At 67.7% G+C, this 23,625-nt stretch carries 22 protein-coding genes and 1 tRNA gene; 7 read left to right on the plus strand and 16 right to left on the minus strand.

All coding sequences use genetic code 11. The features are described 5' to 3' along the window. Positions 1-42: 42 nt before the first annotated feature. Complete coding sequence (locus E3O46_RS03315; RefSeq protein WP_166787271.1) at positions 43-636, plus strand: HdeD family acid-resistance protein; 594 nt, start codon at positions 43-45, stop codon at positions 634-636. A gap of 5 nt (positions 637-641) precedes the next feature. Here E3O46_RS03315 and E3O46_RS03320 read toward each other — a convergent pair whose 3' ends face one another. Further along, the gene (locus E3O46_RS03320; RefSeq protein WP_134446556.1) at positions 642-1,406 is read right to left on the minus strand and encodes an SDR family oxidoreductase; all 765 of its coding nucleotides are present in this window, start codon (positions 1,404-1,406) and stop codon (positions 642-644) included. A 116-nt stretch (positions 1,407-1,522) separates the two neighbouring features. Between E3O46_RS03320 and E3O46_RS03325 the strand changes: the two genes are divergently transcribed. From E3O46_RS03325 to E3O46_RS03340, 4 genes are all read left to right on the plus strand, one after another. After that, positions 1,523-1,993: an NfeD family protein gene (locus E3O46_RS03325; RefSeq protein ID WP_134558398.1), complete on the plus strand. Its 471-nt coding sequence runs from the start codon at positions 1,523-1,525 to the stop codon at positions 1,991-1,993. Further along, on the plus strand, positions 1,990-3,000 hold the full coding sequence (locus E3O46_RS03330) for an SPFH domain-containing protein (RefSeq protein ID WP_134561101.1): 1,011 nt from the start codon (positions 1,990-1,992) through the stop codon (positions 2,998-3,000). Before E3O46_RS03325 ends, E3O46_RS03330 begins: the two co-directional genes overlap by 4 nt. Positions 3,001-3,004: 4 nt before the next feature. After that, positions 3,005-3,817, plus strand: coding sequence for a glycerophosphodiester phosphodiesterase family protein (locus E3O46_RS03335; RefSeq protein WP_134561102.1), 813 nt, complete (start codon positions 3,005-3,007; stop codon positions 3,815-3,817). Between the two features lie 109 nt (positions 3,818-3,926). Next, the gene (locus E3O46_RS03340) at positions 3,927-4,292 is read left to right on the plus strand and encodes an RNA polymerase-binding protein RbpA (RefSeq protein ID WP_134446560.1); all 366 of its coding nucleotides are present in this window, start codon (positions 3,927-3,929) and stop codon (positions 4,290-4,292) included. A 13-nt stretch (positions 4,293-4,305) separates the two neighbouring features. Here E3O46_RS03340 and lnt read toward each other — a convergent pair whose 3' ends face one another. The 11 genes from lnt to E3O46_RS03395 all read right to left on the minus strand — a co-directional run bounded on the left by lnt (position 4,306) and on the right by E3O46_RS03395 (position 16,995). After that, on the minus strand, positions 4,306-6,003 hold the full coding sequence (lnt, locus tag E3O46_RS03345; protein ID WP_134561103.1) for an apolipoprotein N-acyltransferase: 1,698 nt from the start codon (positions 6,001-6,003) through the stop codon (positions 4,306-4,308). A 9-nt stretch (positions 6,004-6,012) separates the two neighbouring features. After that, a complete protein-coding gene (locus tag E3O46_RS03350) occupies positions 6,013-8,472 on the minus strand; it encodes a DEAD/DEAH box helicase (RefSeq protein ID WP_134561104.1) in 2,460 nt (819 codons plus the stop codon). Between the two features lie 9 nt (positions 8,473-8,481). Beyond that, positions 8,482-9,234 carry a twin-arginine translocase subunit TatC gene (gene tatC / locus E3O46_RS03355; RefSeq protein ID WP_134446563.1) on the minus strand — a complete coding sequence of 251 codons (753 nt, stop codon included), beginning with the start codon at positions 9,232-9,234 and terminating at the stop codon, positions 8,482-8,484. Positions 9,235-9,281: 47 nt separating this feature from the next. Next, entirely contained in the window at positions 9,282-9,503 is a 222-nt protein-coding gene (gene tatA, locus E3O46_RS03360) for a twin-arginine translocase TatA/TatE family subunit (RefSeq protein WP_134561105.1), read from the minus strand. Next, positions 9,496-9,858, minus strand: a complete 363-nt coding sequence (locus tag E3O46_RS03365) for a hypothetical protein (RefSeq protein ID WP_134446565.1) — start codon at positions 9,856-9,858, stop codon at positions 9,496-9,498. Before E3O46_RS03365 ends, tatA begins: the two co-directional genes overlap by 8 nt. A gap of 3 nt (positions 9,859-9,861) precedes the next feature. Next, entirely contained in the window at positions 9,862-10,872 is a 1,011-nt protein-coding gene (locus E3O46_RS03370; protein ID WP_134561106.1) for a helix-turn-helix transcriptional regulator, read from the minus strand. Beyond that, positions 10,869-11,897 carry a helix-turn-helix transcriptional regulator gene (locus tag E3O46_RS03375; RefSeq protein WP_241984946.1) on the minus strand — a complete coding sequence of 343 codons (1,029 nt, stop codon included), beginning with the start codon at positions 11,895-11,897 and terminating at the stop codon, positions 10,869-10,871. The genes E3O46_RS03370 and E3O46_RS03375 overlap by 4 nt, the downstream gene beginning before the upstream one ends. Positions 11,898-11,978: 81 nt before the next feature. Further along, entirely contained in the window at positions 11,979-13,649 is a 1,671-nt protein-coding gene (locus E3O46_RS03380; RefSeq protein ID WP_134561107.1) for an HNH endonuclease signature motif containing protein, read from the minus strand. 376 nt (positions 13,650-14,025) lie between these two features. Then, the gene (locus E3O46_RS03385) at positions 14,026-14,994 is read right to left on the minus strand and encodes an FKBP-type peptidyl-prolyl cis-trans isomerase (RefSeq protein ID WP_134561108.1); all 969 of its coding nucleotides are present in this window, start codon (positions 14,992-14,994) and stop codon (positions 14,026-14,028) included. Between the two features lie 85 nt (positions 14,995-15,079). Further along, on the minus strand, positions 15,080-16,213 hold the full coding sequence (locus E3O46_RS03390) for a tRNA (adenine-N1)-methyltransferase (RefSeq protein ID WP_134560183.1): 1,134 nt from the start codon (positions 16,211-16,213) through the stop codon (positions 15,080-15,082). A gap of 32 nt (positions 16,214-16,245) precedes the next feature. After that, complete coding sequence (locus tag E3O46_RS03395; RefSeq protein ID WP_277612960.1) at positions 16,246-16,995, minus strand: HAD family hydrolase; 750 nt, start codon at positions 16,993-16,995, stop codon at positions 16,246-16,248. A gap of 81 nt (positions 16,996-17,076) precedes the next feature. Between E3O46_RS03395 and E3O46_RS03400 the strand changes: the two genes are divergently transcribed. Beyond that, complete coding sequence (locus tag E3O46_RS03400; RefSeq protein WP_134446569.1) at positions 17,077-18,027, plus strand: PAC2 family protein; 951 nt, start codon at positions 17,077-17,079, stop codon at positions 18,025-18,027. Positions 18,028-18,039: 12 nt separating this feature from the next. Here the strand turns inward: E3O46_RS03400 and mshC are convergent, their stop codons facing one another. The 3 genes from mshC to E3O46_RS03415 are packed head-to-tail and all read right to left on the minus strand — an operon-like array spanning position 18,040 to position 21,579. Further along, positions 18,040-19,374 carry a cysteine--1-D-myo-inosityl 2-amino-2-deoxy-alpha-D-glucopyranoside ligase gene (gene mshC, locus E3O46_RS03405; RefSeq protein ID WP_134561109.1) on the minus strand — a complete coding sequence of 445 codons (1,335 nt, stop codon included), beginning with the start codon at positions 19,372-19,374 and terminating at the stop codon, positions 18,040-18,042. Between the two features lie 10 nt (positions 19,375-19,384). Further along, on the minus strand, positions 19,385-20,239 hold the full coding sequence (locus E3O46_RS03410) for an undecaprenyl-diphosphate phosphatase (RefSeq protein WP_134446571.1): 855 nt from the start codon (positions 20,237-20,239) through the stop codon (positions 19,385-19,387). A gap of 14 nt (positions 20,240-20,253) precedes the next feature. Further along, positions 20,254-21,579 carry a M20/M25/M40 family metallo-hydrolase gene (locus E3O46_RS03415; RefSeq protein WP_134446572.1) on the minus strand — a complete coding sequence of 442 codons (1,326 nt, stop codon included), beginning with the start codon at positions 21,577-21,579 and terminating at the stop codon, positions 20,254-20,256. Positions 21,580-21,728: 149 nt separating this feature from the next. Between E3O46_RS03415 and E3O46_RS03420 the strand changes: the two genes are divergently transcribed. Continuing rightward, positions 21,729-21,811, plus strand: a tRNA-Leu gene (locus E3O46_RS03420). Positions 21,812-22,071: 260 nt separating this feature from the next. Here E3O46_RS03420 and cls read toward each other — a convergent pair. After that, positions 22,072-23,481, minus strand: a complete 1,410-nt coding sequence (gene cls / locus E3O46_RS03425; RefSeq protein WP_134561212.1) for a cardiolipin synthase — start codon at positions 23,479-23,481, stop codon at positions 22,072-22,074. Positions 23,482-23,625: the final 144 nt, after the last annotated feature.

Here is a 23,625-nt window from a genome sequence, read left to right on the forward strand (position 1 = left end):
CCAGGCGTCCCCAGTGGTATTTCGAGTCCGAGGAGCGCAGTCATGTCTCATCCCGTCACCGAATTCGATCTCACGGTGGACACGAGCCGCCTGAGCAAGCCCGAACTGACCACGATGCGAACCGCCATGGCCGTCGGCGGGGTCGTCGCCATCGTGCTCGGCGTGATGATCCTGGTCTGGCCGGGAGCGACGCTCACCATCGTGGCCGTCCTCTTCGGCCTCTACTTCCTGATCGGCGGAATCGTCCGGATCGTGCGCGGCATCGTCATGGCCGGCGGCGGCGCAGGCGTCCGGGTGCTGAACATCCTGCTCGGTGTGCTGCTGCTCGTCGCCGGTGTCATCGCGATCCGCAATCCGATCGGGACGATCGCCGTGCTCGGCATGGTCATCGGGATCTCGTGGCTGATCGAGGGTGTTGCGGCGCTCGTCGAAACGGCCTCGGACTCGAGCAGGTGGTTCGGCATCCTCTTCGCTGTGATCAGCATCGTGGCCGGAATCGTGGTGCTGCTCTCCCCCGTGAACTCGCTCGGCGTGCTCGTCATCGTCGGCGGGGTGTTCCTGATCGTGTCCGGCCTGGTCCAGCTGGTTGTGTCGTTCACGCTCGGACGCGGCGCGCGCACCAGCGTCACAGACTGACCTCGCTAGTCGGTGACCATGTCGGTGGTGTCGCCGACGTACCGGGTGTTGCCCGCGGGAACCGGCTCGACGGCGGCCAGGGCCACCTCTGCGGCGAATTCGCTCACGTTGTACAGGCGACCTGCGGCGACCTTGCGGGCGCTCATCGTTCCGGGGCTCGAACGCTCGAGGAGCGTCGCGGTGACGGTGCCCTCGATAATGTCTCCGGAGACCACGACGAAACCGATGCCTTCGGAGTCGAGTTCGGGGATGAGCGCGCGCAGCGCGTCCTCACCCGCACGCTTGCTCCGCGCGACCGGTACGTACTCCGGCATGGTCGGGGCTGTCTCGAAGAAGTGCGCCTGGTGGCTCGTGACGAACACGACCCTGGCGCCGGCGCCCAGCAGGGGGCGAGCGGCCGCGAGCAGGTTGAGCTGGGCATCCCGGTTGAGCTTCATCGCGTAGTCGGGGGCCATCCCGGTTTCCATGCCGCCTGAGGCATTCATCACGAGGATGTCGAGTCCGCCGTATTCCGCGCGGATCGTTTCGATCATGGCTGCGACCGAGGCCTCATCGGTGAGGTCGGCGCCCGCGGTGATGGCCGTTCCGCCGGCCGCGCGGATGGCGTCGGCGACTTTGATCGCCCGCGCCTCCTTGTTGCGGAAGTTGATGACGACGCTCGCTCCGGCCTCCGCGAAGATTCCGACGGTCGCGGCTCCCACGCCCCGGGAAGAGCCGGTGACGAGGACACGCTGTCCGTTCAGTGAACCTGCGGCAAGTGGGTTGGTCACACGAACTCCTCAAATAACGAACTGGGTCTAGCAGAAGACCTTACCAAGAACCCCGACCCCGCCCTTGTCGGCACACCTGCTAGTTTGAGAAGGGGAACACAATGGGGAGGGTCACTATGGACGTATTCGCTGCGAATTACGCGTGGGTTGTCTGGCTGGTGCTCATATTGATCTTCATCACGATCGAGATGGTCACTCTTGACCTCACGTTCCTGATGATCTCCCTTGGCAGCCTCGGCGGCCTGATTTCCGGCCTGTTCGGTGTGCCGTGGTGGGGCCAGCTCGTGATCGCGGCGCTCCTGTCCATGGTGCTGCTGCTCGGCATCCGCCCGCCCCTGCTCCGGGTGCTCAAACGAGGTGGCGACCCGACCCTCAGCAACGTCGACGCCCTCCTCGGCCAGGACGGTCACATCGTGAGCTCGACCGGCGCCCTCGCCCAGGTGCGCCTCGCGAACGGTGAGACCTGGACCGCGCGCTTCTCCCCCCTCGTCGAGCCGGCCGTTTTTACGCCGGGCGAACGCGTCATCGTCATCGCCATCGACGGGGCGACCGCAGTGGTCATCCCCGCAGAAAGGAACATTTCATGAATGATCCGACCCAGGTCGTCGTGCAGGTGATCGTTGTGGCCTTCGTCGCGGCGCTGGTCATCTTCGTGATCGTCACCCTCGCGAAATCCATCCGCATCATTCCCCAGGCCAGGGCCGGGGTCGTGGAAAGGCTGGGCCGGTACCACAAGACGCTCATGCCCGGCCTCAACATCCTGATCCCGTTCGTCGACAGGCTGCGTCCCCTCATCGACCTGCGCGAGCAGGTCGTGTCCTTCCCGCCCCAGCCGGTGATCACCGAGGACAACCTCGTCGTGTCGATCGACACGGTCGTGTACTTCCAGGTGACGGATGCCCGGGCAGCGACCTATGAGATCGCCAACTACCTGGGCGCGGTCGAACTGCTCACGACGACGACCCTCCGTAACGTCGTCGGCGGGCTGAACCTCGAGGAAGCGCTTACGAGCCGTGACAACATCAACGGCCAGCTCCGCATCGTTCTCGACGAAGCAACGGGCAAGTGGGGCATCCGGGTCGGCAGAGTCGAGCTCAAGGCCATCGATCCGCCGCACTCCATCCAGGACTCGATGGAGAAGCAGATGCGCGCCGAGCGTGACCGTCGCGCGCTGATCCTGACCGCAGAGGGCACCAAGCAGTCCGCCATCCTCACGGCGGAGGGCGCCCGACAGGCGGCCATCCTCTCCGCGGAGGGCGACGCGAAGGCGGCTGTGCTGCGGGCCCAGGGTGAGGCCGAGGCCATCACGACCGTGTTCCGGGCGATCCACGAAGGCGACCCCGACCCGAAACTCCTCGCCTACCAGTACCTGATGACCCTGCCGAAGCTCGCAGAGGGCAGTGCGAACAAGCTGTGGATCGTGCCGAGCGAGCTCACCGAGGCGATGAAGGGCATCGGCCGCGCTTTCGGAGAGCGGCCCGTCGCCGGTTCCTCCACCTCCCCGGCCGCCGCTCCCCCGACTGCCGCGTCCGCCGGGCCGTCCGTGGAGATTCCCGCCGACGCGCCGGCCGGCTCACACGCCGCAGAGGGGTAGCCCCGTGGTCTCGGGCGGCCCCCCTTCATTCCTGGCCGGGTCGCCCCCGCGCATTTTCGCGCACCGCGGCCTCGCACTGAACGCCCCCGAGAACACGGTCCTCGCCTTCCGGCACGCGCTCGAGCACGGCGCGACCCACCTGGAGACCGACGTGCGCGCCTCCCGTGACGGGGTCGCCGTGCTCAGTCATGACGCGAGTCTGGCACTGCCCGAGTTGGACATCCCGCTCGAGGAGCTGCGTATCGCCGAACTGCAGCGGATCGACCTCGGCTACGGCCAGTCCTTCTCCTCACTGACGGAAGCCCTCGAGGCCTTCCCGGAGGCGCTGTTCAACCTCGACGTGAAATCCGAGGGCGCCATTGCGGCGACGGCGGCCGCCGTTCTTGCGGCGGGAGCGACCGGGCGGGTCCTGGTCACCTCGTTCTCCGAGGAACGACGCAGGAAGACGCTCCGGCTCCTTCCCGGAGTCGCGTCGAGCGCGTCCGCGCCGGTTGTGGCTCAGTCCGTTGTCGCCGCGCGGCTCGGGAACAGGGCGCTGCTGCGACGCGTTCTCAACGGATGCGTTGCGGTCCAGGTTCCGGAGACGGCATCAGTGCTGCGAGTGGTGACACCCCACTTCGTAAGGGCCATCCACTCGGCGGGCGTCGAGGTTCACGTCTGGACGGTCAACGACCCCGCCGCCATGGAACGACTGCTGGACACCGGTGTCGACGGCCTTGTCACCGACCGACCAGACCTCGCCGCCGCGCTCGTGGACCGCAGATCCGACCGTGGAACCGACCGCGGAACAGCCCGCGACACGCCCGGCATGCCATAAATCCCACTTCCGAAACTGAGAGTTATCACCGAGTAGGGGCATAACGGAAAGATAACGCCCAGCTTGACGGTTTATAACTGAGAGTTGCATCGCGAGAGGAGACCACACAATGGCGGATCGCAGTTTGCGTGGCATGAGGTTGGGCGCACAAAGCCTTCAAAGCGAAGAGGGCGTAACCTTTTCACCACGAGTTAGTCACACATACCTGTGTGCAACGTGCTCACGAGAGACGGTGATGATCTTTTCGGCGGAGGCGGAAGCCCCCGACGAGTGGGAATGCCGGTTCTGTTCCCAGACGGCCACCCGGCTCGTCGATTCCAAGCCCGTCATCGTCGATCACTCGGCCGAGAAGGTACCGCGCACACACTGGGACATGCTCCTGGAACGTCGCACCCGTCCCGAGCTCGAGGAACTGTTGCAGGAGCGCCTCGCGTTCCTCCGCGCACGTCGCGGCCAGCAGAAGATCGGCGCCTGACACCGAGCAGACACTACGCACGCACCCGATTCCGTCGGGTGCGTTCTGCGTTAACCGGCCGGATCGATGCCACCTCTGCACGCCGGCGCGCATCGCTCCGGGCGGACGGCGCGAAGAACAGGCAGAAGACGAGCCCCGCGAGTCCGAGCCCGGAGACAAGCCACTCGATGCCCCGACCGGCAACCATCGCGGGGGTCAGCGTCGTGCTGAGCGGAACGGTCTGCACCATGGCCCCTGGCACCCACGTCGGCAGGCTGTCCATCGTGTGGCCGTCGGGCGCGATGATGGCGCTCGACCCGACCGTCGAAATATTGACGACGGTCCGCCCGGCCTCGATTGCGCGCAGACGGGCGATCGCGAGCTGCTGGACGCTCTCGTCCGTGTGCCCGAAGTCGGCGTTGTTGGTCTGCGCCAGGATGACCGTGGCCCCGGAGTCGATCATCTGGTGAACCAGCTGGTCGTCTGCGATGTCGAAGCAGATCGCGATGCCGGCCAGGATCCCGTTGACGTCGAAGACGTTCGGCTGGGTGCCGAGCTGGTAGTCCCGCGAGATCAGGTCGATCAACTCCGGGGCAAAGGGGCGCCAAAATGCCCGATCAGGCATGTATTCTGCGAACGGTACCGGGTGGACCTTGTCGTAGAGCGCTGTGACGCCCTCCCCCGCCTTCCAGAGCAGGCTCGTGTTGTAGTACTTGCCGTCCCGGTACGTGATCGTTCCCGTGATGAGCGGGGCCACCATCGCGCGGCTGACGTAGTCGAGGACGTCGGCGGCGTCCTGCGACCGGGTCGGGTCGATGTCACTGCCGTTCTCCGGCCACACGACGAAGTCGACCGGCTGCCCGACGAGCGGGAGGGTGGCTGAGGTGTGGTCGGCGAGGATCTGCCCCGGCGAATACCGCGCAAAGAGCCCGGCATCGGAAGCGCCCTGGACGGCGGCGATCCTGGCCTCCCCCGACTGGGCGATGGACACCGCCGGCACGAGGAGGAGCAGGGCGACGGATGCCGTGAGCACGGTCCACCTGGCCAGCACGCCCCAGCCGACCTCACGCAGCAGCTGCAGCGCGAGCGCACTCAGCCAGACCATCAGGAAGCTGAGCCCGGACATCCCGACCCAGGCGACGAGGCCGGCAAACGGACTCTCCGACTGCGAGATCGCCACGCGGCCCCAGGCGAAGCCGCCGTACGGCCAGACCGCGGAAATCGCCTCACGCGCCGTCCAGAGGCCGGCCACGACCAGCGGAACCATGCCCAGGCGTCCCCATCGGGTCGGCCAGGCCAGCGGTCCGCGGTTGAGGACCACGGCGATGAGCCACAGCCCGACGCCGAAGAAGATCGCCTCGAGTCCGCCGAGGGCGAGCCAGGGCACCGGGCCGAGGTAGAGGGTGATCCAGCTGATGTGGATCAGCCAGAAGGACAGTCCGGCGACCATGCCGACCAGAAGCGCCGGTCCCGGCCGGCGGCCGAGCAGGGCGAGGAACATCAGCAGTACGCCGACCGGAGCGAGGATCCACCAGGAGCGGTCGGGGAACCCGCCGTCGAGGATGGCGCCCGCGCCCGCGGCCAGCACCAGGGCGGCCGGGAGCGGCAGGCGGAAGTCCCCGCGGTCCGCGGACCTCCCGACGCGGTTCACCTGTACGTCGACACGGTTCACCGGGGCGACACTCACCGGCACGACACTCACCGGCACGACACCCGCCTGCACGACACTCATCTGCACGGCCTAGGCGAACGACGAGTATGCGACGATGCCGCGTCGAATGGCATCGAGCGCGATCCGGGCTGTCGCGCCGACCGGGGCATCGGCGACGACGGACAGCTGATCAAGGAGGTCGATGGTCTGCTTGGTCCAGCGCACGAAGTCCCCCGCGGCCATTTCGGCCTCGTCGAGGACGTCGATGAGCGAGCCCTCACGGGCCCATTTCCACATGGCAAGGCTGAGCCCGACCGCGAGCGGGTTACTGCCAGGCAGCTGGTGGTCCCGTTCGAGGTCGTCGAGGCGGCTCCAGAGCTCCTGGGTGTCGTGCAGGGCTGCGCGGAACGGGCCCCGCGGCAGGTAGCGCTCGTCGATCAGTCCCTCTTCGCGTCTCGGTTCGAAGACGAGGGCGCAGGCCATCGCCGCGAGTCCGGCCGGGTCGAGGTCGTTCCACAAGCCGCGGCGCAGGGACTCGGCGACGAGCAGGTCCCTGTCGGCATAGATCCGCCGGAGGATGAGGCCGCTCTCGCTCAGGGTCACCGCACCGTCCCGGTCTTCGAGCAGGTAGCCGTAACCGAGGAGGACCTCGGTGACGCGGTCGAAGACGCGGGCGACGGCTCCCGTGCGGGTCGTGATCTGCTTGGTGAGGGCATCCGTTTCCCGACGCAGTTTCCACCACCGCTGCGCCCAGCGGGCGTGCGACTCGCGCTCGGGGCAGTTGTGGCACGGATGCGCGCGCAGCCGCTTCCGGAGGCTCGCGAGCTCGCGCTGGCGGCGTTCCTTCGCCGCGCGGGCGCCGGTCTCCCCCGTGAGCGTCTCGCGTTCGACCTCGGTGAGGCGGCGGCGGATCGCCGAGTACTCGGTGAAGTCTCCGAGGTGGCAGACCATCGAGGCGGCGAAGCCCGTGAGGGATTCCTCCTGCTGGCGGACGGCCCTGGCCATGTCGACGACGGCCCTGTCGGCCTGGAACTGGGCGAATGAGGATTCCAGGACCGTGCGTGTGCGGTCACGGCCGAACTGGTCGATCAGGTTCACGGCCATGTTGTAGGTCGGCTTGAAGCTCGAATTGAGCGGGTACGTGCGCCGGGAGGCGAGCGATGCGACGGTCTGCGGGTCGAGTCCTGAGGCCCACTGGATGACCGAGTGGCCTTCGACGTCGATGCCGCGGCGGCCGGCGCGGCCGGTGAGCTGGGTGTACTCCCCCGGCGTGATCGGGACCCGGGCCTCGCCGTTGAACTTCTCGAGCTTGTCGAGGACGACGGTTCGCGCGGGCATGTTGATCCCGAGGGCGAGGGTCTCCGTCGCGAAGACCGCTTTGACGAGCTTCTTCTGGAAGAGTTCCTCGACGACCTCCTTGAAGGCGGGGAGCATGCCGGCATGGTGGGCGGCGACGCCGCGTTCGAGACCGTCGAGCCATTCGAAGTAGCCGAGCACGCCGAGGTCCTCGTCGAGCAGGGTGCGGCAGCGTTCGTCGACGATCGCACGGATCTCGGCCCGTTCCGCGGCATCGGTCAGGCGGACGCCTGCCCGCAGGACCTGGTTGACCGCCTGGTCGCAGCCGACCCTGCTGAAGATGAAGAAGATGGCGGGGAGCAGATGCTTGCCGCCGAGGAGCCGGACGATCTCGGCTCGGTCCATCCTGCCCGGTTCGAAGGTCGAACGCGGGGGCTGCGCGCGGCCGCGGTTGCCCCCGTGCCTGCCGTCCTGGCGGACGGAGACCCCGCGGCCCGCGCCCTGGGCCAGACGGACCAGTTCCGGGTTCACCCGGTGCGTTCCCGCGGCGCCCGCAGCGTCGAACAGGTCGAGCATCTTGCTCTTGACGAGCACATGCTGCTCGAGCGGCACCGGCCGTTCCTCGGAGACGATCACGTCGGTCTCGCCGCGAACGGCCTGCAGCCAGTCGCCGAACTCCTCCGCGTTGGACACGGTCGCACTCAGCGACACCATCCGCACGTTCTGGGGCAGGTGGATGATGACCTCTTCCCAGACGGCGCCGCGGAACCGGTCGGCGAGGAAGTGCACTTCGTCGAGCACCACGAAGGCGAGGTTGGTGAGCAGGTCAGAGTCCGCGTAGAGCATGTTGCGCAGCACCTCGGTCGTCATGACGACGATCCGGGCCTGCGGGTTCACGTTGGTGTCGCCGGTGAGGAGGCCGACTTCGTCCGCCCCGTACTCGGCGACGAGCTCCTGGAACTTCTGGTTGCTGAGCGCCTTCATCGGGGCGGTGTAGAAGACCTTTTTGGTCGACTGCTTCATCGCCAGGTAGATCGCGAACTCCGCGATCAGGGTCTTGCCCGCTCCGGTCGGTGCCGCCACGAGGACGCTGTTGCCGTCCTCGAGGGAGGCGCAGGCGGCGATCTGGAACGGGTCGAGGTCGAACCGGAGGCCGGCTCGGAAAGCTGAGAGCCTGGGGCGGCTCGCCCGGTCGCGGGCCGCTGCGAAGCGCTCGGCCGGCGTCGGCTCGGCCGGGGTCTGGAGAGAGGTCATGGTCGACGCCTAGAGCGCCAGCTCCTGTTCGAATGCGAGGGCGCGCCGGGCGGCACGCCGGTCGTGCAGCACGGCCACCCCGTACGCGGCGAAGTACAGCACCACCATGGGGATGGCGAGGAGGAACATCGACACGACGTCAGCGGCGGGGGTCGCGATCGCGGTGAAAAGGATGATCACGAGGATGGCGACCCGCCAGGACTTGATGATCGACTGCGCACTGATCACCCCGGCGAAGTTCAGCAGCACGATGAAGACGGGCAGCACAAATGCGATCCCGATCGCGACGACGAGTTTCAGCACGAAATCGAAATAGCTCTGAGCGGTGATGAGCGCGGCGTCCTGCGACGGTGCGAAGCCGGTCATGAGTTCAACGACGTGCGGGAGGACATAGAAGCCGGCGGCACAGCCCGCCAGGAACAGCGGCACCGCGGTGAAGAAGAAGCCGAAGGTATAGCGCTTTTCCGTGCGGGTCAGGCCGGGCATCAGGAACGCGAAGACCTGGTACAGCCACATCGGGCTCGAGATGACGATTCCGACGTAGACGGAGATCTTGAGCTTGAGGTCAAAGGCGCTCGTGATGTCCGGGTAGTTCAGCTGCGCGCTGCGCCCCTGTGCCGACGCGATCGTGTAAATCGGCTCCCTGAGGGCGTTCCACACGAAGTCGGACAGGAAATAGCCGATCACGGCGCCGACGAGTATTCCGGCTGCCGCGAGGAAGAGGCGTTTCCGCAGCTCGAGCAGATGCTGTCCGAGGGACATCTTCCCGTCGGAGTTCGTGCGCCGAGGAGTGCGCCCAGGCACGGAGGTTACGGCTTTGTCGTCGGATCGGGCGCGTCGACTCCCGGGGCGGAGTCCGTCCCCGGTGCGCTCTTCGTCTCAGCGGGCTCATCGCTGCGGATCTCGCTCTTGAAGATCTTCATCGACTGGCCGAGGCTGCGCGCGAGTGCGGGAAGCTTGGGCGCACCGAAGAGCAGCAGAACGATGACAAGGATGATCAGGAAGTGCCATCCGGTCAGGTTGTTAAGCATGAGGGCGTGTCCTCTTCATCGGTGGGTCTGGTCTAACGATCGGGCCGTGTTGCAACAGCTTACCTCTGGCGATCCGACGATCGCGCCGTTCCTGCCTGGAGCGTTCACGCGCGGTGCGGTGCAGGTCGACGGTCAGGGCGAGTTCGTTCACGTCCGCGAAGATCGCAGGACGCCGCGGCGGCCGTGTCTCCTCGGCCGGGTCCGTGTCGAGTTCCCCGACGAGGTCACCGAGCGCGCCGACTGCATCCGCGAGCGCCATCAGCTTCCGGAAGAGCATGACGGCGAACCAGGCCAGCATGCCGAGGAGGACGAGCACCAGGCCGGTCCAGATCAGGAGCCAACTCCACCACGGCATCGGCTACTCCCCCGGCCCTGCCGGTGCACTGGGTGCCGCAGGCTCCGAATACCGTGCCGCGCCGGCATCCGCCCACGCGCGCACGATCTCGCGAGCGGCGGCGGGCTCGACGACGGTCACGACCCCGGAGAGACCCGCGACGAGGCGTTTGAGTGCGTGGTAGTGCGAGACACGCAGGGTCGCCCTGACCAGGTCACCCGCGAGGTGCTGGACCGGGCGGCCGGAGAGGTAGTCGCCCAGGAGCGGCAGCGCACCGGCAGCGAGCTCCACGACGACGTCCAGGTCGGATTCGGAGCCCTGGAACAGGGTCTCCGGCAGCACGAGTTCCTCTGTGCGGCTCGTCACGGGGCGATCGGTGACGGTGAGGGCGCTCATCCGGTCGAGCCGGAACGTCCGGACGGCTCCGCGCAGGTGGCACCAGCCGCGCAGGTACCAGTCCCGGTCGACGGATTCGACGCGGAGCGGGTCGACGTAGCGTTCTTCCTGCCCGCCGCGGGCGTTCAGGTAGTCGAACCTGACCTGGACGCCGGAGCGCAGTGCGGACTGGATGAGGGAGATGGCGTCTCCCGAGGTACGAGCGGATACGGCGAGCTGGCTCGGCGCGGCGGTGGCGCTCCGGCTGAGCTTGGCCATCAGGGATGCGATCGCATCCCGGTCGGCGTTCTCGGGAAGCGAGGAGAGGTATTGCAGTCCTGCGATGAGCGCGGCGGCCTCGCGGGCGGAGAACCGTGGCGAGTCCTCGATCGCCACGAGGTGGGTCAGCACGATCGTGTCGTCGGCCTCGAACTGGCCCCACTCGATGTCGAAGAGATCCCCTGGCAGGTACTGGCTCGTGTCTCCGGGCACCCCGGAAACGGCGATGAGGGTGACCGCGTCGCGCACCCGCTCTGGCGCGACGCCGAAGTGAGCGGCGACGTCCGTGACGCTGATGCCGTCGTGGTCGATGAGATAGGGAACGAGCGAGAGCAGGAACGTGAGCTTGTCGGGGGCGCCGAGGGGCACGCGGGGGGTCATGAACGCACCTCGAGCGGCTCATGGGCGTCGCGGACGCGGAGCAGCCGGTCGAGCACGGCGTCCCGGAGGGCCGGCGGGGAGAGCACGAGGACCTCGGGCCCGAACCCGGAAAGCTCGTCCGCGAGGATGTTGAGGTCCGTGTAGTGCAGGACGAGTGCCGCGATCGGCTGGGCGCCGCCGGAGGCATCCGCCGCCCGTTTGCCGAGACGCACCGCGGCATCGCTGCCCGGGAGGACCTCGATCTCAGCGACGTTGGCCGCGGAGAGCGCATCGAGTTCGGCGAGGGCGGTCTGGCCGGCGTCCGGCCCGGATTCGGGTGCGACCAGGTCGGGGACGACCACGACCGGTCCGACGATGCGGGACAGCAGGAACGTGCGGGTCGCCCCGGCGTCGAGGTCGGTACCGAACAGGTGCCAACGGCTTTCGTGCTGGACGACGGCGCGCGGCGCCACCTGACGGCGCCGGGGCGCCGCCTCGCCGGGCTTGAGGTAGAGGAAGGAGACCACGTGCGCGCGGTCCATGGCCTTGCTGAGCGGTTCGAAGGACGCGTCGCGGACCCGGAGGGTCGGGGCGTACCCGAGCACGGGGTCGCCGTCCGCTCCGCCGAGCGCGTTGAGCTTGGTGAGGGCGCGCCGGGACTCCGCCGAGAGCGATCCCTCGCGCCACACGGTCGCGGCGAGCTTGAGCAGCATCAGTTCGTCACCGGAGAAGGACACGTCGGTCGGAAGTTCGTAGAGCCCCTTGGGGATCCGGTAGCGCAGGTACCGGTTATTGCCGGGATCGTCGGGCTGTTCGACGGTCTCGAGCGGGATTCCGAGTTCGCGGATGTCGTCCTTGTCCCGCTCGAACTGCCGTTCCAGGCTCGCATTGTCGCCGCTGTGCACGTAGCGCTGCCGGTAGCCCTGAACGGTCGAGAGGATGTCGGCCTTCGTGAGGCCGATCTCGGTCGCTATCAGGGCCAGCACGAGGCTGAACAGGCGTTCTTCAACCGTGACGCGGTTGATCGGTTCGGGGGTCGTCGACACCCCGTGAGTCTAACCGAGCGCCGGCACACCGCCCGTGTCGCGGAGCGAGAAGCGGAGGCGACTCGTTGCCCGGGTCACTGGTCATGCACGGTTGGGCGGTCCGGTGAGGACTTGGTGGGCGCGGTGCCTGTTCGGTGGCCGCCAGAGCCGTTGCGGGTCGATGAGTCCGGGGGCCCGCACCTGGGGTGAGCCCTTCACCATCCGGATCTCCCACCCGGAGGTGTCGATGGTGTGGTGATGGAACCAGCACAGTAGGACACCGTTGTCGACGTTGGTCGGTCCGTCCTGCGCCCAGGGCTTCACGTGGTGTACTTCGGCCCAGTGAGCCGGGGCTTTGCACCCGGGGATGATGCAGCCGCCGTCCCGGGCGGTGATCGCCCGGCGTTGCGCCCGGTTGAAGTACCGCCGCTCCGGACCGAGCTTGAGGACTTCGTTGTTTTCCCCGAAGAGGACCCCTTGGAAGCCGCCGTCGCAGATGCGCTGGTGCACTGTCTTGAGCGATACCGGGGCCTCGACCCCGTCGATCCACCCCACCCCGACCCCGGAGGCGAGGTCGGCCGCGTTCACGTGCACCATCACGGTCGGGGCGGATCCGCCCATGCTGGGCGTGTCCTCGTCGCGGGCCGCGTGTTCGAACAACGCCCGGAGGATGTCCGCGCGTTTCTCCCCGCCCGTGCGGGTGTCCGCGCGGCGCTCCCGCAGCTCCGCCTCGATCACGTCCAGATCCGGGCCCGCGTCGGCGTCGGTACCCGCGGTCTCGGCGCCGGGGATCATCTGCCCCGAATCCATCAGGGCCTGCTCCTCGGCGGTGGGGAACGCCGGGCGGGAATGGAAGCTGAGGAAGGCGTCGAAGAGGGTGTTCATCACGCCGAACAGTTCCGGTGTCACTCCACCCTTCACCGGGTACAACCCGTTCTTCAACTGGCCGAAGCCGATGTTGGACTTCGCCTCGAACAGGTCCTCGGTTGGGAGGACCCCGTCGGGGTCCAGGGCCGCCTGCCATTGCGCGACCATGCCCCGGATCAGGTCCGTCGTCACCGGGACACCGGCCCCGGCCAGGTCCTCGGTCTCCGGGGTGATCAGCCCCGCCGCCGTGGCGACCAGGGCCCGCTCCGCCGTCAACAGGTCATCCGGCGCCACCCGGTGACTGATCACCTGTAGCCGGGCCACGATCAACTCCGCCGTCTCCACCCCGATCTGCCCCGCCGTCAGCGCTGCCCCGACGGTCGGGAACAAGGGCGGCAACCAGCTGCTCCCGCCGCACGGCCGCGGCAACACCGCATCGCCGAGCTTGACGCGCCGCTTCACCTCCCGGGCCGAGACCCGTGTCACCCGGGTGAGGACATCCCACGGGCCCGTGCAGCCCATCCGCCAGGCCAGGCCCTCGCGGCCGAGGACCCGGGCCCTCCGGTCCACATCCGTCGCCGTGCTCACCCTGGCCGCGTCCACCGTGCGCCCGATCGCCTCCACGGTGCTCAGCGCCGTGACCGCTTCTGTGTCGCTGAGCAGCCCCACCGGGATCGCCGCCAGGGCGTCTGCGAGAACCGCCTGCGCCTCGGCGAGCCGGGCGACAGCATCCGCATGAACCGATGGCACCGACGGAACCGAACCGGCCAACCCCTCAGCGCCCTCGAACCCCTCGGCAACCGCGACCGGATGGGCCGACTTGACGCCTGCGGTGGGCTGGTCACCCGCGGCCCCGGAACCGGGTGTCTGCGGGGTGTGTGACTGGGGATCTGAAGCTCCTGCCATACCCCGATTCAACCCCGAATCGAACACGAATACGAGACTTACTCACATAATTTTAGGCTTCTCATCTTGAGTTACACACCTGAAGACGGTTGATTCTCCTGCCCATGGTTCCGAATTCAGGAGATCCGCCCGGGCGGGCAACTCGGGTCCGCGGACAAGTGCAGCCGATCCCACCCGGCCGCACGGAACTCCTGAATTCGACACACTCAGGCGACCCCACGCGGCCCCAGGCGGCCGCGTGGTCCTGACCAGAGATTCGTGGGGCATCCATGAAGACCCGGCTCACCGGCGAAAGCACGGGCCGGTCGCCCGAAAGCACGCGGCACCCTCGCTCTCGTGAACGGAGGGTGACGCGTGCGGCAGTGGAGCGGTGGGGCTAGCCGATGCCGAGGATGTCGATGACGAAGACGAGGGTGGAGCCGGCCGGGATGGTTCCCTGCGCTGCGTCTCCGTAGCCCTTCGCGGGCGGGACAACGGTGAGGATCTGCGAGCCCACGGTCTGTCCGATGATCGCGGTCGCGAAGCCGGGGACGACGCCGCCCTGCGTCTTCGAGCCGTCGACGGCGAGGAGCTGTGCCGGCGCGCCCTTCGTCCAGCTGGAGTCGAAGACCTTCTTCTCCGCCCAGAGGACGCCGGTGTAGTGCACGGTGACCGTGTCGCCCTCCTTCACGGTGTCGCCGGTGCCCTTCTTCAGGACGGCGACCTGAAGGTCGGCCGGCGGCGTGCCGCCCGGGATCGTGATCCCGGGGGTGCCGTTGGCGTCGAGCACGACGGCGGGAAGGCCGTTGATCGGAGTCTGGTCGGCACCGTTCGCCCGGAGCAGGTAGGTCTTCACAACGTCGATCACGAAGACCAGGGAGTCCGTTGCGGCGATCCCGAGGGTGGAGTTGCCGCCCTGGGGTCCGAACGCGTCGTCCGGGGAGACGACGACGGCGATGCGCGAGCCGGCCTGCGCGCAGGCGAGCCCGTCGGTGATGCCCTTGATGGTCTGGTCGTTGAGGGTGAGCACGTTCGCGCTCGTGCTGTCGTACTTGCTGACCTGGATCGGTGAGCCCGTCGTCCCGTTGTAGACGTTCAGTTCGATCTTCGCCTGCTGGCCGGTGACGAGCCTGTCACCGGAGCCGGGGACGATGACCCTGCCCTGGGTCGTCCCCGTCATGAGCGGGGTCGGGAAGTCGACCTTCGGAACGGCGCCGAGGTTGTCGCTGACCGTGACGAGCTTCGAGGCGGCGCCATCGCTGATCGGTGCGACGCAGCTCGACGCGGCATCCGCACTGCTGCTGCACCCGGTGAGGGCGGCAAGCAGCAGGCCGGCAGTCGCAATGAGGGCAGAAGCTCTACGCACAGGATCTCATTTCAGTGTGGGACGTTCAGCGTGCGGCGCCCTCTGGCGCCCACAGTCGGGAGGCCGAACACGGCCGGAGCCTATCCTAACCGGCGTCGGCTGCGGTGTCGGTCGCGGCGTCGGCTGCGGTGTCGGCCGTGGTCTCGGTCGTTCGGGGCAGGTCGAGGGGCGCAGCGACGATGGCCGGGCCCCGACCGTCGAGGCCTCTGGCCTTGGAGGTGGCTGCGCCGGCCTCCGCGATCCGGACCCGCTTGCGCATGACCTTTCCGCTCACACTGCGTTCGCCGAGTGCGCCAGGGGTCCAAGCCTCGACATCCGCATCCGAGAAGTCGGTCTTGGAGGGCCGGCGCTTGAGCTCGGGCAGGATCGTGTCGGGGGCGAGACGCCGTGCCGTGATCAGGAACCCGGTGTGCCCGATCATGCGGTGGTCCGGGCGGACCGCGAGACCCTCGACGTGCCAGCCGCGCACCATGGTCTCGTTCGAATCCGGGTTCGTGTAGAACCCGGTTCCACGGATGGCCTCGGCCACCCGGGAGAGCTGGGTCACGGTCGCGACGTAGCAGAGGAGCACGCCGCCGGGCTTGAGGGCGGCGGAGACGGCCTCGAGGCATTCCCAGGGGGCGAGCATGTCGAGCACAACCCGGTCGGCCGTCTGATCCGGGACCGCGGACGGCAGTGCGTCCGCAAGGTCGCCGAGGGTGATCGTCCAGTTCGTGGGGTCGGCACCGAGGAACGTGGCGACGTTGTCCCTCGCGACGTCGGCGAACTCGGCCCGGCGTTCGAAGGATGCGAGGTGGCCGGCCGGCCCGATCGCGCGGAGCAGCCAGAGGGACAGCGCTCCGGAGCCCACCCCGGCTTCGACGACCGTCGCACCGGGGAAGATGTCCGCCTGGGCGAGGATCTGGGCCGCGTCCTTGGGGTAGATGATCGCGGCTCCCCGCGGCATCGACATGACGAAGTCGTTGAGCAGCGGGCGCAGGGCGAGGTGCTCGACCCCGACGTTGTTCACGACGACGGATGCATCGGGCAGGCCGATGATGTCGTCGTGCGCGAGGATTCCCCTGTGGGTGTGGAAGACCTTGCCCGGCTCGAGCGTGATGGTGTTGAGCTTGTTCTTGGGGCCGGTGAGCTGCACGCGATCGCCAACCCGGAAGGGCCCGCTGCTCTGGATGACCTGGGTGTATTCGCCGTTCGGGGTGATGCCGTTGCCGGCGCTCATGGTGCCGGTTTCGCTCATGTTGTCGGTGTCGCTCATGCGTGGATGTCGTCCTCGGTCGGATGCGGGCCGGAACCGGGCCGCGCGGGTACCTCGGCGACGGCAGCGCGCCGCTCGGCAAAGACAGTGTGGACGCCGGCCAGCGTGCGTCCATGCAGGGTCGGCCACAGTTCGTACCGGGCGCTCGCCTCGATCTCGACCATGTGCGGGACCGCGATGACAACGGCGCCGGAGGCGACGGCCGCCGCAATGCCGGGCAGCGAGTCCTCGACGGCAACACAGTCGGCGGGGGTGACACCCAGCAACCGGGCGGCCGAGAGATAGGCCTCAGGGTGCGGTTTGCTCTGGAGGACCATGTCACCGGCGACGATCGCATCGAATGCGGCGAATCCGACCTGGTCGGACACCTGCTGCGCCATCCGGTGTTCCGACATGGTCACGAGGGCCATCGGGATGCCCGCGGCCTTGACCTCCGTCATCAGCTCGAGGGCGCCGGGGCGCCAGGGCGCACCGAACTCACTGAGGAGGCCCTGGACCCGCGTGGTCAGACGGTCGACGATCACTTCGGCGTCGAGGCGGACACCGCGATCCTGCAGGATGGCCGCGGAGCCCAGCAGGCCGCTTCCGACCAGAAGCATGCAATCACTGTGCGTCCAGACACCGCCGAAGCTCTCGACGAGCTCGGTTTCGGCACGCATCCAGTACGGTTCCGAGTCGACGATCGTGCCGTCCATATCCCACAGCACGGCCGCGGGCAGGGGCGAAAGAGGACGGAACGGGTTCACAGGGTCCAAGTGTAAGGGGCACCGCTTATCCTTGACTGACGGTGCTTTTCCGGGCGCCCCGGCAGATCGAGGTTTCACGCAGTGACAGATGGCAATGGATTCCTGGGCGGACGCCTCCTCGTGGTGGCGTTTGCAGGCTGGAACGACGCGGGTGAGGCCGCGACCGGTGCCGTTGGCATCCTCAGGGACCTCCTCGACGTGTCCTCCCTCTTCGAGGTGGACCCCGAGGTCTACTTCGACTACCAGTTCAACCGGCCGACGATCTCCACGGATGACGAGGGTCACCGCCAGCTCGAATGGCCCGGCGCGACCCTGTTCGGTCCTGCAGAGCCTGGCGTCGTCGGGGAGCCCCTCGCCGACGACGCACAGCTGCGCGTGAGCGGCAGCAATGCGGGCAACATCTACCTCCTGCTCGGCACAGAGCCGAGCCGCAGCTGGAAGGGATTCACCGCAGAGGTGCTCGACGCGGCCCTCGCTGCGGACATCGGCGGAATCGTCTTCCTCGGCGCCATGCTCGCGGACGTTCCGCACACGCGCCCCATCTCCATTTTTGTCTCGAGCGAGAACCCCGAGGTGCGCAGCGAGCTGCAGATCGAGCGCAGCAGCTACGAGGGTCCCGTCGGGATCCTGAGCGTGCTCTCTCACGCGGCAGAGCTCGTCGGCATCCCGACCCTCTCGATCTGGGCGTCCGTCCCCCACTACGTGCACAACGCGCCGTCGCCGAAGGCGATGCTCGCCCTGATCGACAAGCTCGAGGAAATCATCGACGTGGTCATCCCGCGCGGCGACCTCGTCACCGAGGCCGAGGAATGGCAGACCGGCATCGACACCCTCGCGGCAGACGACGAGGAGATGGCGGCGTACATCAACCAGCTCGAGCAGGCCAGGGACACGGTCGACTCGCCGGAGGCGAGCGGCGAGGCGATCGCCCAGGAGTTTGAGAAGTACCTCCGTAAGCGCGGCGACGGCCGCGACGGCCAGTCCGGGCGCGCGGACGGGCGTCCGGGTCCTGACGTGCCGCGTCAGCCGTAGCCCTCGGCCGACCTAGAGGGTGATGCCCAGCAGGGCGTCGATGGCCCGGGCCACCAGTTCCGGCGCAGCCGTGCCCGCTTCTGCGGCGGCGTCCAGGATCCGCAGCGCGGCCGGGGTGTCGAGGTCGTTGACGAGCGCTGCGCGCAGCGCGACGATGACCTCGTCCGCGTTCGCGACGGCATCCGTGTTGACGTCGTCGACCAGGTCTTCGTCCACCGTGCCATCGGCGGCGGTCGTGTCTCCGGTGGCACGACCGAAGGCGTTCGTCCAGGCCTCGAGGCGCGCCTCGGCGGCGGAGAGCGAGTCGGTGGTCCATTCCCAGTCGCTGCGATAGTGCTGCGCGAGCAGGGCCAGGCGGATGGCCCGGGGGTCGGTGCCCCCGGCGCGTAGCGCCGAAACGAGCACGAGGTTGCCGAGCGACTTGCTCATCTTCTCGCCCTGGTATGCGACCATGCCGGTGTGGCTGTACACGCCGGCGAGCGGATGCCCCGAGAGGGCGGCCGCATGGCCGGCGCTCATGTCGTGGTGCGGGAAGATCAGGTCCGAGCCGCCGCCCTGAACGGTGAAGTCCGTGCCGAGTTCGGTGAGGGCGATCACGGAACATTCGATGTGCCAGCCGGGACGGCCGGCGCCGACGCGCGAGTCCCAGGCCGGTTCGCCTACCCGGGCGGCACGCCAGAGCAGCGGGTCGAGGGCGTCGCGCTTTCCTTCGCGGTCGGGGTCGCCGCCACGCTGGGCGAACAGGGTCAGCATCTGCTCGCGGTCGAGGTTGCTCTCGTCGCCGAGCTGCCAGGGCGCCACCCGCTCTGCGGCGGCGATATCGAAGTAGATGTCGGAGCCCGCAGCCTCCGCCGGACCTGCGGTGTCCGAGAGCTCGGCGGCATCGACGGCAACGGCGTATGCGAGGCCGTCGTCCCAGAGCTGGGCGACCGCGTCGGCGACCTCTTCGATGACCTCGGTCACGGCGACGTAGTTGTCCGGAGGGATGATGCCGAGGGCTTCCATGTCCGTGCGGAACAGGTCGACCTGGGACGCAGCGAGGTCGCGCCAGTCGACGCCGGTGGCCGTCGCCCGCTCCAGGAGCGGGTCGTCGACATCCGTCACGTTCTGTGCGTAGTGCACGCGGTAGCCGGCATCGAGCCACACCCGCTGGAGGGTGTCGAAGGCGAGGTAGGTGTTCGCGTGGCCGATATGCGTCGCGTCATACGGCGTGATCCCGCAGACGTAGAGCCGGGCGACGTCGACCGGTTCCGCGAGCACGAGTGCTTCCGTCGCCGTGTCGTACAGGTGCGGTGCTTCGGAGTTTCCGGGGAGGACGGGGATGTCGGGGTGTCGCCAGGCGCGCATTCCAGGGCCCCTAAGCCGCGATGGTGTTGGTCGCGAGCAGGGCCATCAGAGCGAAGCCGAGCACGATGCGGTAGATGACGAAGGGCAGGAAGCTGCGCTTGGAGATGTAGTTCATGAAGAATCCGATGACGAACAAGGCGACGACGAAGGCGACGACGGTCGCGACCGCGGTCTCGGCCGGGCCGAAGATCTCCGGGGTGCAGTTGGTGGCGCCCTCGAGGCAGGGGTGCGCGATGGCCTTGTACATCTCGTAGAAGCCGCTGCCGAGCACAGCCGGGATGGCGAGGAGGAATGCGTAACGGGCGGCGGCGCGGCGCTCGTAGCCCATGAACAGGCCGGCCGTGATCGTTCCGCCGGAACGGGAGACGCCAGGGATCAGCGCGAGCGCCTGGGCGAAGCCGTAGATGACGCCGTGCGTGACCGTGATGTCCTTCAGGCGGCGCCGGTGGGCCCCGACCGCATCGGCGACACCGAGCAGCACGCCGAAGACGATGAGCACGGTCGCCGTGATCCACAGGTTGCGGAGGGTGGACTCGATCTGGTTCTGGAAGACCAGGCCGAGCACGATGATCGGGAGCGATCCGAAGATGATGAGCCAGCCCATCCGCGCGTCGGGATCACTGCGCGGGATCTTGCCGAACAGGGACTTGACCCAGTGCGTCACGATGCGCGAGATGTCCCGCCAGAAGAACAGCACGACGGCCGCCTCCGTGCCGATCTGGATGATCGCGGTGAACCGGGCGCCCGGGTCCCCGCCCATGCCGAGGAGTTCGCCGACGATGCGGATGTGGGCGCTGGACGAAACCGGGAGGAACTCGGTCAGACCCTGCACGAGTCCCAGGATGATGGCGTTGAGGAAGTTCACCGGAGCTCGCTTTGCTAGTAGGTCGACAACAGGTCGGTAAGGACCCGCCTGCCAAAGACTAGCGCGTCGAGCGGAACCCGCTCGTCGACCCCGTGGAACATTCCGGGGAAGTCCAGCTCAGCCGGAAGGCGCAGCGGGGCGAACCCGTACCCGCGGATTCCAAGCTTGGACAGGGCTTTGTTGTCGGTGCCCGCTGACAGGAGATAGGGAAGCACGGGGGCGCCCGGGTCGTGCCGGTGCAGGCTGCCGACCACGGCGTCGACGAGCGGGCCGCCGAAGTCGGTCTCCAGGCCGATGTCGCGGTGCATCACGACGATCTCGATGTCCGGGCCGACGAGGCTCGCAACTTCGGCGAGCACCGCGTCCTCCTCGCCGGGCAGAGTGCGGATGTCGATGAGCGCCTCGGCGAGGTCGGGGATCACGTTGTGCTTGTACCCGGCCTTGAGCAGCGTCGGGTTGGTCGTGGTGCGGAGGCTGGCCTGGATGAACCCGGACGCTGTTCCCGTCGCGAGCGCGAGTTCGTCCGGGCCGACGCGCTGCGGATCGACGTCGAGGATCCGGGCGATCTCGGCGAGCAGCTGGGTCGTGGTGTCGGTCAGCCGGATCGGCCACTCCCGGCGGCCGATCGCCGCGACGGCCGTTGCGAGCTTGGTGACGGCGTTGTTCCGGATGAGCCTCGAGCCGTGGGCGGCGTCGCCGCGGGCGACGAGCTTGATCCAGATCAGGGCCTTCTCCCCCGTCTGCAGCAGGTAGGCGCGCTGGCCGCCGAGCGTGATCGAGTACCCGCCGACCTCGCTGATCGCCTCGGTGGCGCCTGCGAAGAGCTCCGGGCGGGTGTCGACGAGGTAGTGCGAGCCGAGCACTCCCCCGGCCTCTTCGTCGGCGAAGAACGCCACGATGAGGTCACGGGCCGGTGCCTCGCCCGCGCCGAGGATGTCGCCCAGTGCCGCGAGGATCATCGCATCCATGTTCTTCATGTCGACGGCACCCCGGCCCCAGAGCAGGCCGTCCTTGATGACACCGGCGAAAGGGTCGACCGACCAGGTCTCCGGGTCGGCGGGGACGACGTCGAGGTGGCCGTGCACGACCAGGGCGCCCGCGTCGCGGTTCCGGCCGGGCACGCGCACGACGACACTCGTGCGCCCCGGCTCCGAGTCGAAGAGCTCCGGCGCGAGGCCGAGGCCCCTGAGGTGCTCGGCGACGTACTCCGCGGCATCCGTTTCACCGTTGGAACGGCCCTCGCCGTAGTTCGTGGTGTCGAACCGGATCAGGTCGCGGGCGAGTTCCGCGGTCAGATCGAGGGGTGTTGCCGGATCGGTGTCGTCTGCCCAGGAAGCCATGACTTCACGCTATCGGTTGTCGCTGCGGGGAGCTGTCCCGGGGGTTCACGGACTGTCATGTGCGGGTGTGCGGTCGGGTTGTGCGGGAAGGCCTCGAAATCCGTGCTAGATTATTGACTCGTCAGCCGGTCACCGGCTGGCCAGCACCAGCCCGGGTGGCGGAATGGCAGACGCGCTAGCTTGAGGTGCTAGTGCCCTTATGGGCGTGGGGGTTCAAGTCCCCCCTCGGGCACAGAATGAAGATCCGGTAGTCCAGGTTCTTCGCTGTGAGAAGAAATAGGTCGAGACATCCAACGGATGTCCGGCCTATTTTTTTGCCCGGATCGGATACTCAGCGCTCCTTGCGATATGTGCAGCCTGCAGTTTGCTGACAGTGGCCCAAGGATTCGTTCCGATACGTTCCTGATCGTGCCGCCCGAGTCCTGAAGAACGGCTGACGTGCCTGCCCACCCGCTGTGCCCCGGGAACGGGAATGGTCGCGCCATGCGGCGGTCATTGGACGGTTGCAGTGAGCCTGCTGAGGTTGTCCAGGACCTGCGTGCCAAGCGGACGTTGCAGCCACTCGTCGAGCAGAACCTCCCGGGAGTGGCTCCGGTAGTCGTCCTGAATCCTGCGCAGCGCGTCGACGAAACGTCTCCCCCGGACCAGCAGCGAGATTTCGAAGTTGAGGCTGAACGAGCGCATGTCCATATTGCTCGACCCGATCACCGCGACTTCATCGTCGACGGTGAAATGCTTGGCATGCAGGACGACCGGTTTCTCGTACAGGAAGATGCGCACTCCCGCCCGCAACAGGGTCTCGTAGTACGAGCGTTGTGCGTGGTATACGAGGGCCTGGTCGGCGACTTCGCAGGCGTACAGGTGCACCGTTACTCCCCGTTCCGCGGCCGTCGTGATCGCGTAGAGCATGGAGTCGTCGGGGACGAAGTAGGGGCTGGCGATGACGAGTCGTTCCTGGGCCGAGTAGAGCAGGGCGTTGAAGACCCGCAGGTTGTTCTCGCCTTCGAACCCGGGCCCACTCCGAACGACCTGGCAGTCGAGGGTGTCCTCGGTGGTCACGGAATAGATCGGGTCTGCCTCACGGGTGAGGAGATCTTCCGTCTCGGAGTACCAGTCGGTGATGAAGATCGCGTTGACGCCCGCGACGACGGGGCCTTCCAGTCGCACCATCAGATCCTTCCACCGCAGGTTCCGTTTGATGTTTCCCCTGGTGTTGTAGCTGGGGTCGACCATGTTCTGCGAGCCCATGAATCCGACGATTCCGTCGATCACGAGCACCTTGCGGTGGTTTCGCAGGTCCGGGCGCCGCCATTGCGTTCTGAAAGGATGGAAGGGGAGCATTTCGTGGGAATCGATGCCGACGTTCCTCAGCCAACGGCGGGTCGCCCGGCCCTGCGGGCTCCGGATCGTCGAGATGTGGTCGTACAGAACCCTGACGATCACACCCCGTTCATGGGCTGCGAGGAGGGCGTCGAAAAACGGCATCGTCGTCCGGTCTCGGCTGAGAATGTAGAACTCCACGTGCACGTACCGTTCGGCCCGCATCACTTCCTCGGTCATCGCGGCGATCGACTCCTCGTAGTCGGGCAGAAGCACAGCGTCGTTTCCGCCGACGAGCGGCATGGCGCCCAACGTGTGGTTCAGTTCGACGACGGATTCGAACCATTGGGGCCAGGTCTCCGTCTTGGAGACCTGGTCGAGGCCGGCGGTCGTACCGAGGATGTAGTCGTTGATGTCCTGTTGCTTCTCGCGCCGTGCCTTCGGGAGCCTGCTGCTGCCGAAGATGCTGAAGAGCACCGCTCCCGGGATCGGCGCAATGAAGATCGCCATCAGCCAGGCCATCGCCGCCGTGGGACGGCGGTTCGGCGGAATCCTGATGACCGCCCCGACGCGGATGGCCATCTCGAGGACGAGGACCGCGATCGGCAGGGCCTTGGGCAGTTTTCGCAGGTTCACTCTGGAAGTCCGATCTGACGTGCGGCCGCGCGGATTCACGTGTCCCCACCTTAGTTGGGCCGCCGGTACCCCGGGAGGTAAGCTCGCCTT

The organism is Cryobacterium glucosi (genome assembly GCF_004402235.1).
GTDB lineage: Bacteria > Actinomycetota > Actinomycetes > Actinomycetales > Microbacteriaceae > Cryobacterium > Cryobacterium glucosi.

Excerpts from the sequence above, each read along its gene's own strand:
- E3O46_RS03315 (WP_166787271.1), top strand. The coding sequence starts at position 43 with ATGTCTCATCCCGTCACCGAATTCGATCTCACGGTGGACACGAGCCGC.
- E3O46_RS03325 (WP_134558398.1), top strand. The coding sequence starts at position 1,523 with ATGGACGTATTCGCTGCGAATTACGCGTGGGTTGTCTGGCTGGTGCTC.
- E3O46_RS03330 (WP_134561101.1), top strand. The coding sequence starts at position 1,990 with ATGAATGATCCGACCCAGGTCGTCGTGCAGGTGATCGTTGTGGCCTTC.
- E3O46_RS03340 (WP_134446560.1), top strand. The coding sequence starts at position 3,927 with ATGGCGGATCGCAGTTTGCGTGGCATGAGGTTGGGCGCACAAAGCCTT.
- lnt (WP_134561103.1), bottom strand. The coding sequence starts at position 6,003 with ATGAGTGTCGTGCAGGCGGGTGTCGTGCCGGTGAGTGTCGTGCCGGTG.
- E3O46_RS03350 (WP_134561104.1), bottom strand. The coding sequence starts at position 8,472 with ATGACCTCTCTCCAGACCCCGGCCGAGCCGACGCCGGCCGAGCGCTTC.
- tatC (WP_134446563.1), bottom strand. The coding sequence starts at position 9,234 with ATGTCCCTCGGACAGCATCTGCTCGAGCTGCGGAAACGCCTCTTCCTC.
- tatA (WP_134561105.1), bottom strand. The coding sequence starts at position 9,503 with ATGCTTAACAACCTGACCGGATGGCACTTCCTGATCATCCTTGTCATC.
- E3O46_RS03365 (WP_134446565.1), bottom strand. The coding sequence starts at position 9,858 with ATGCCGTGGTGGAGTTGGCTCCTGATCTGGACCGGCCTGGTGCTCGTC.
- E3O46_RS03370 (WP_134561106.1), bottom strand. The coding sequence starts at position 10,872 with ATGACCCCCCGCGTGCCCCTCGGCGCCCCCGACAAGCTCACGTTCCTG.
- E3O46_RS03380 (WP_134561107.1), bottom strand. The coding sequence starts at position 13,649 with ATGGCAGGAGCTTCAGATCCCCAGTCACACACCCCGCAGACACCCGGT.
- E3O46_RS03390 (WP_134560183.1), bottom strand. The coding sequence starts at position 16,213 with ATGAGCGCCGGCAACGGCATCACCCCGAACGGCGAATACACCCAGGTC.
- mshC (WP_134561109.1), bottom strand. The coding sequence starts at position 19,374 with ATGCGCGCCTGGCGACACCCCGACATCCCCGTCCTCCCCGGAAACTCC.
- E3O46_RS03415 (WP_134446572.1), bottom strand. The coding sequence starts at position 21,579 with ATGGCTTCCTGGGCAGACGACACCGATCCGGCAACACCCCTCGATCTG.
- cls (WP_134561212.1), bottom strand. The coding sequence starts at position 23,481 with ATGGCCATCCGCGTCGGGGCGGTCATCAGGATTCCGCCGAACCGCCGT.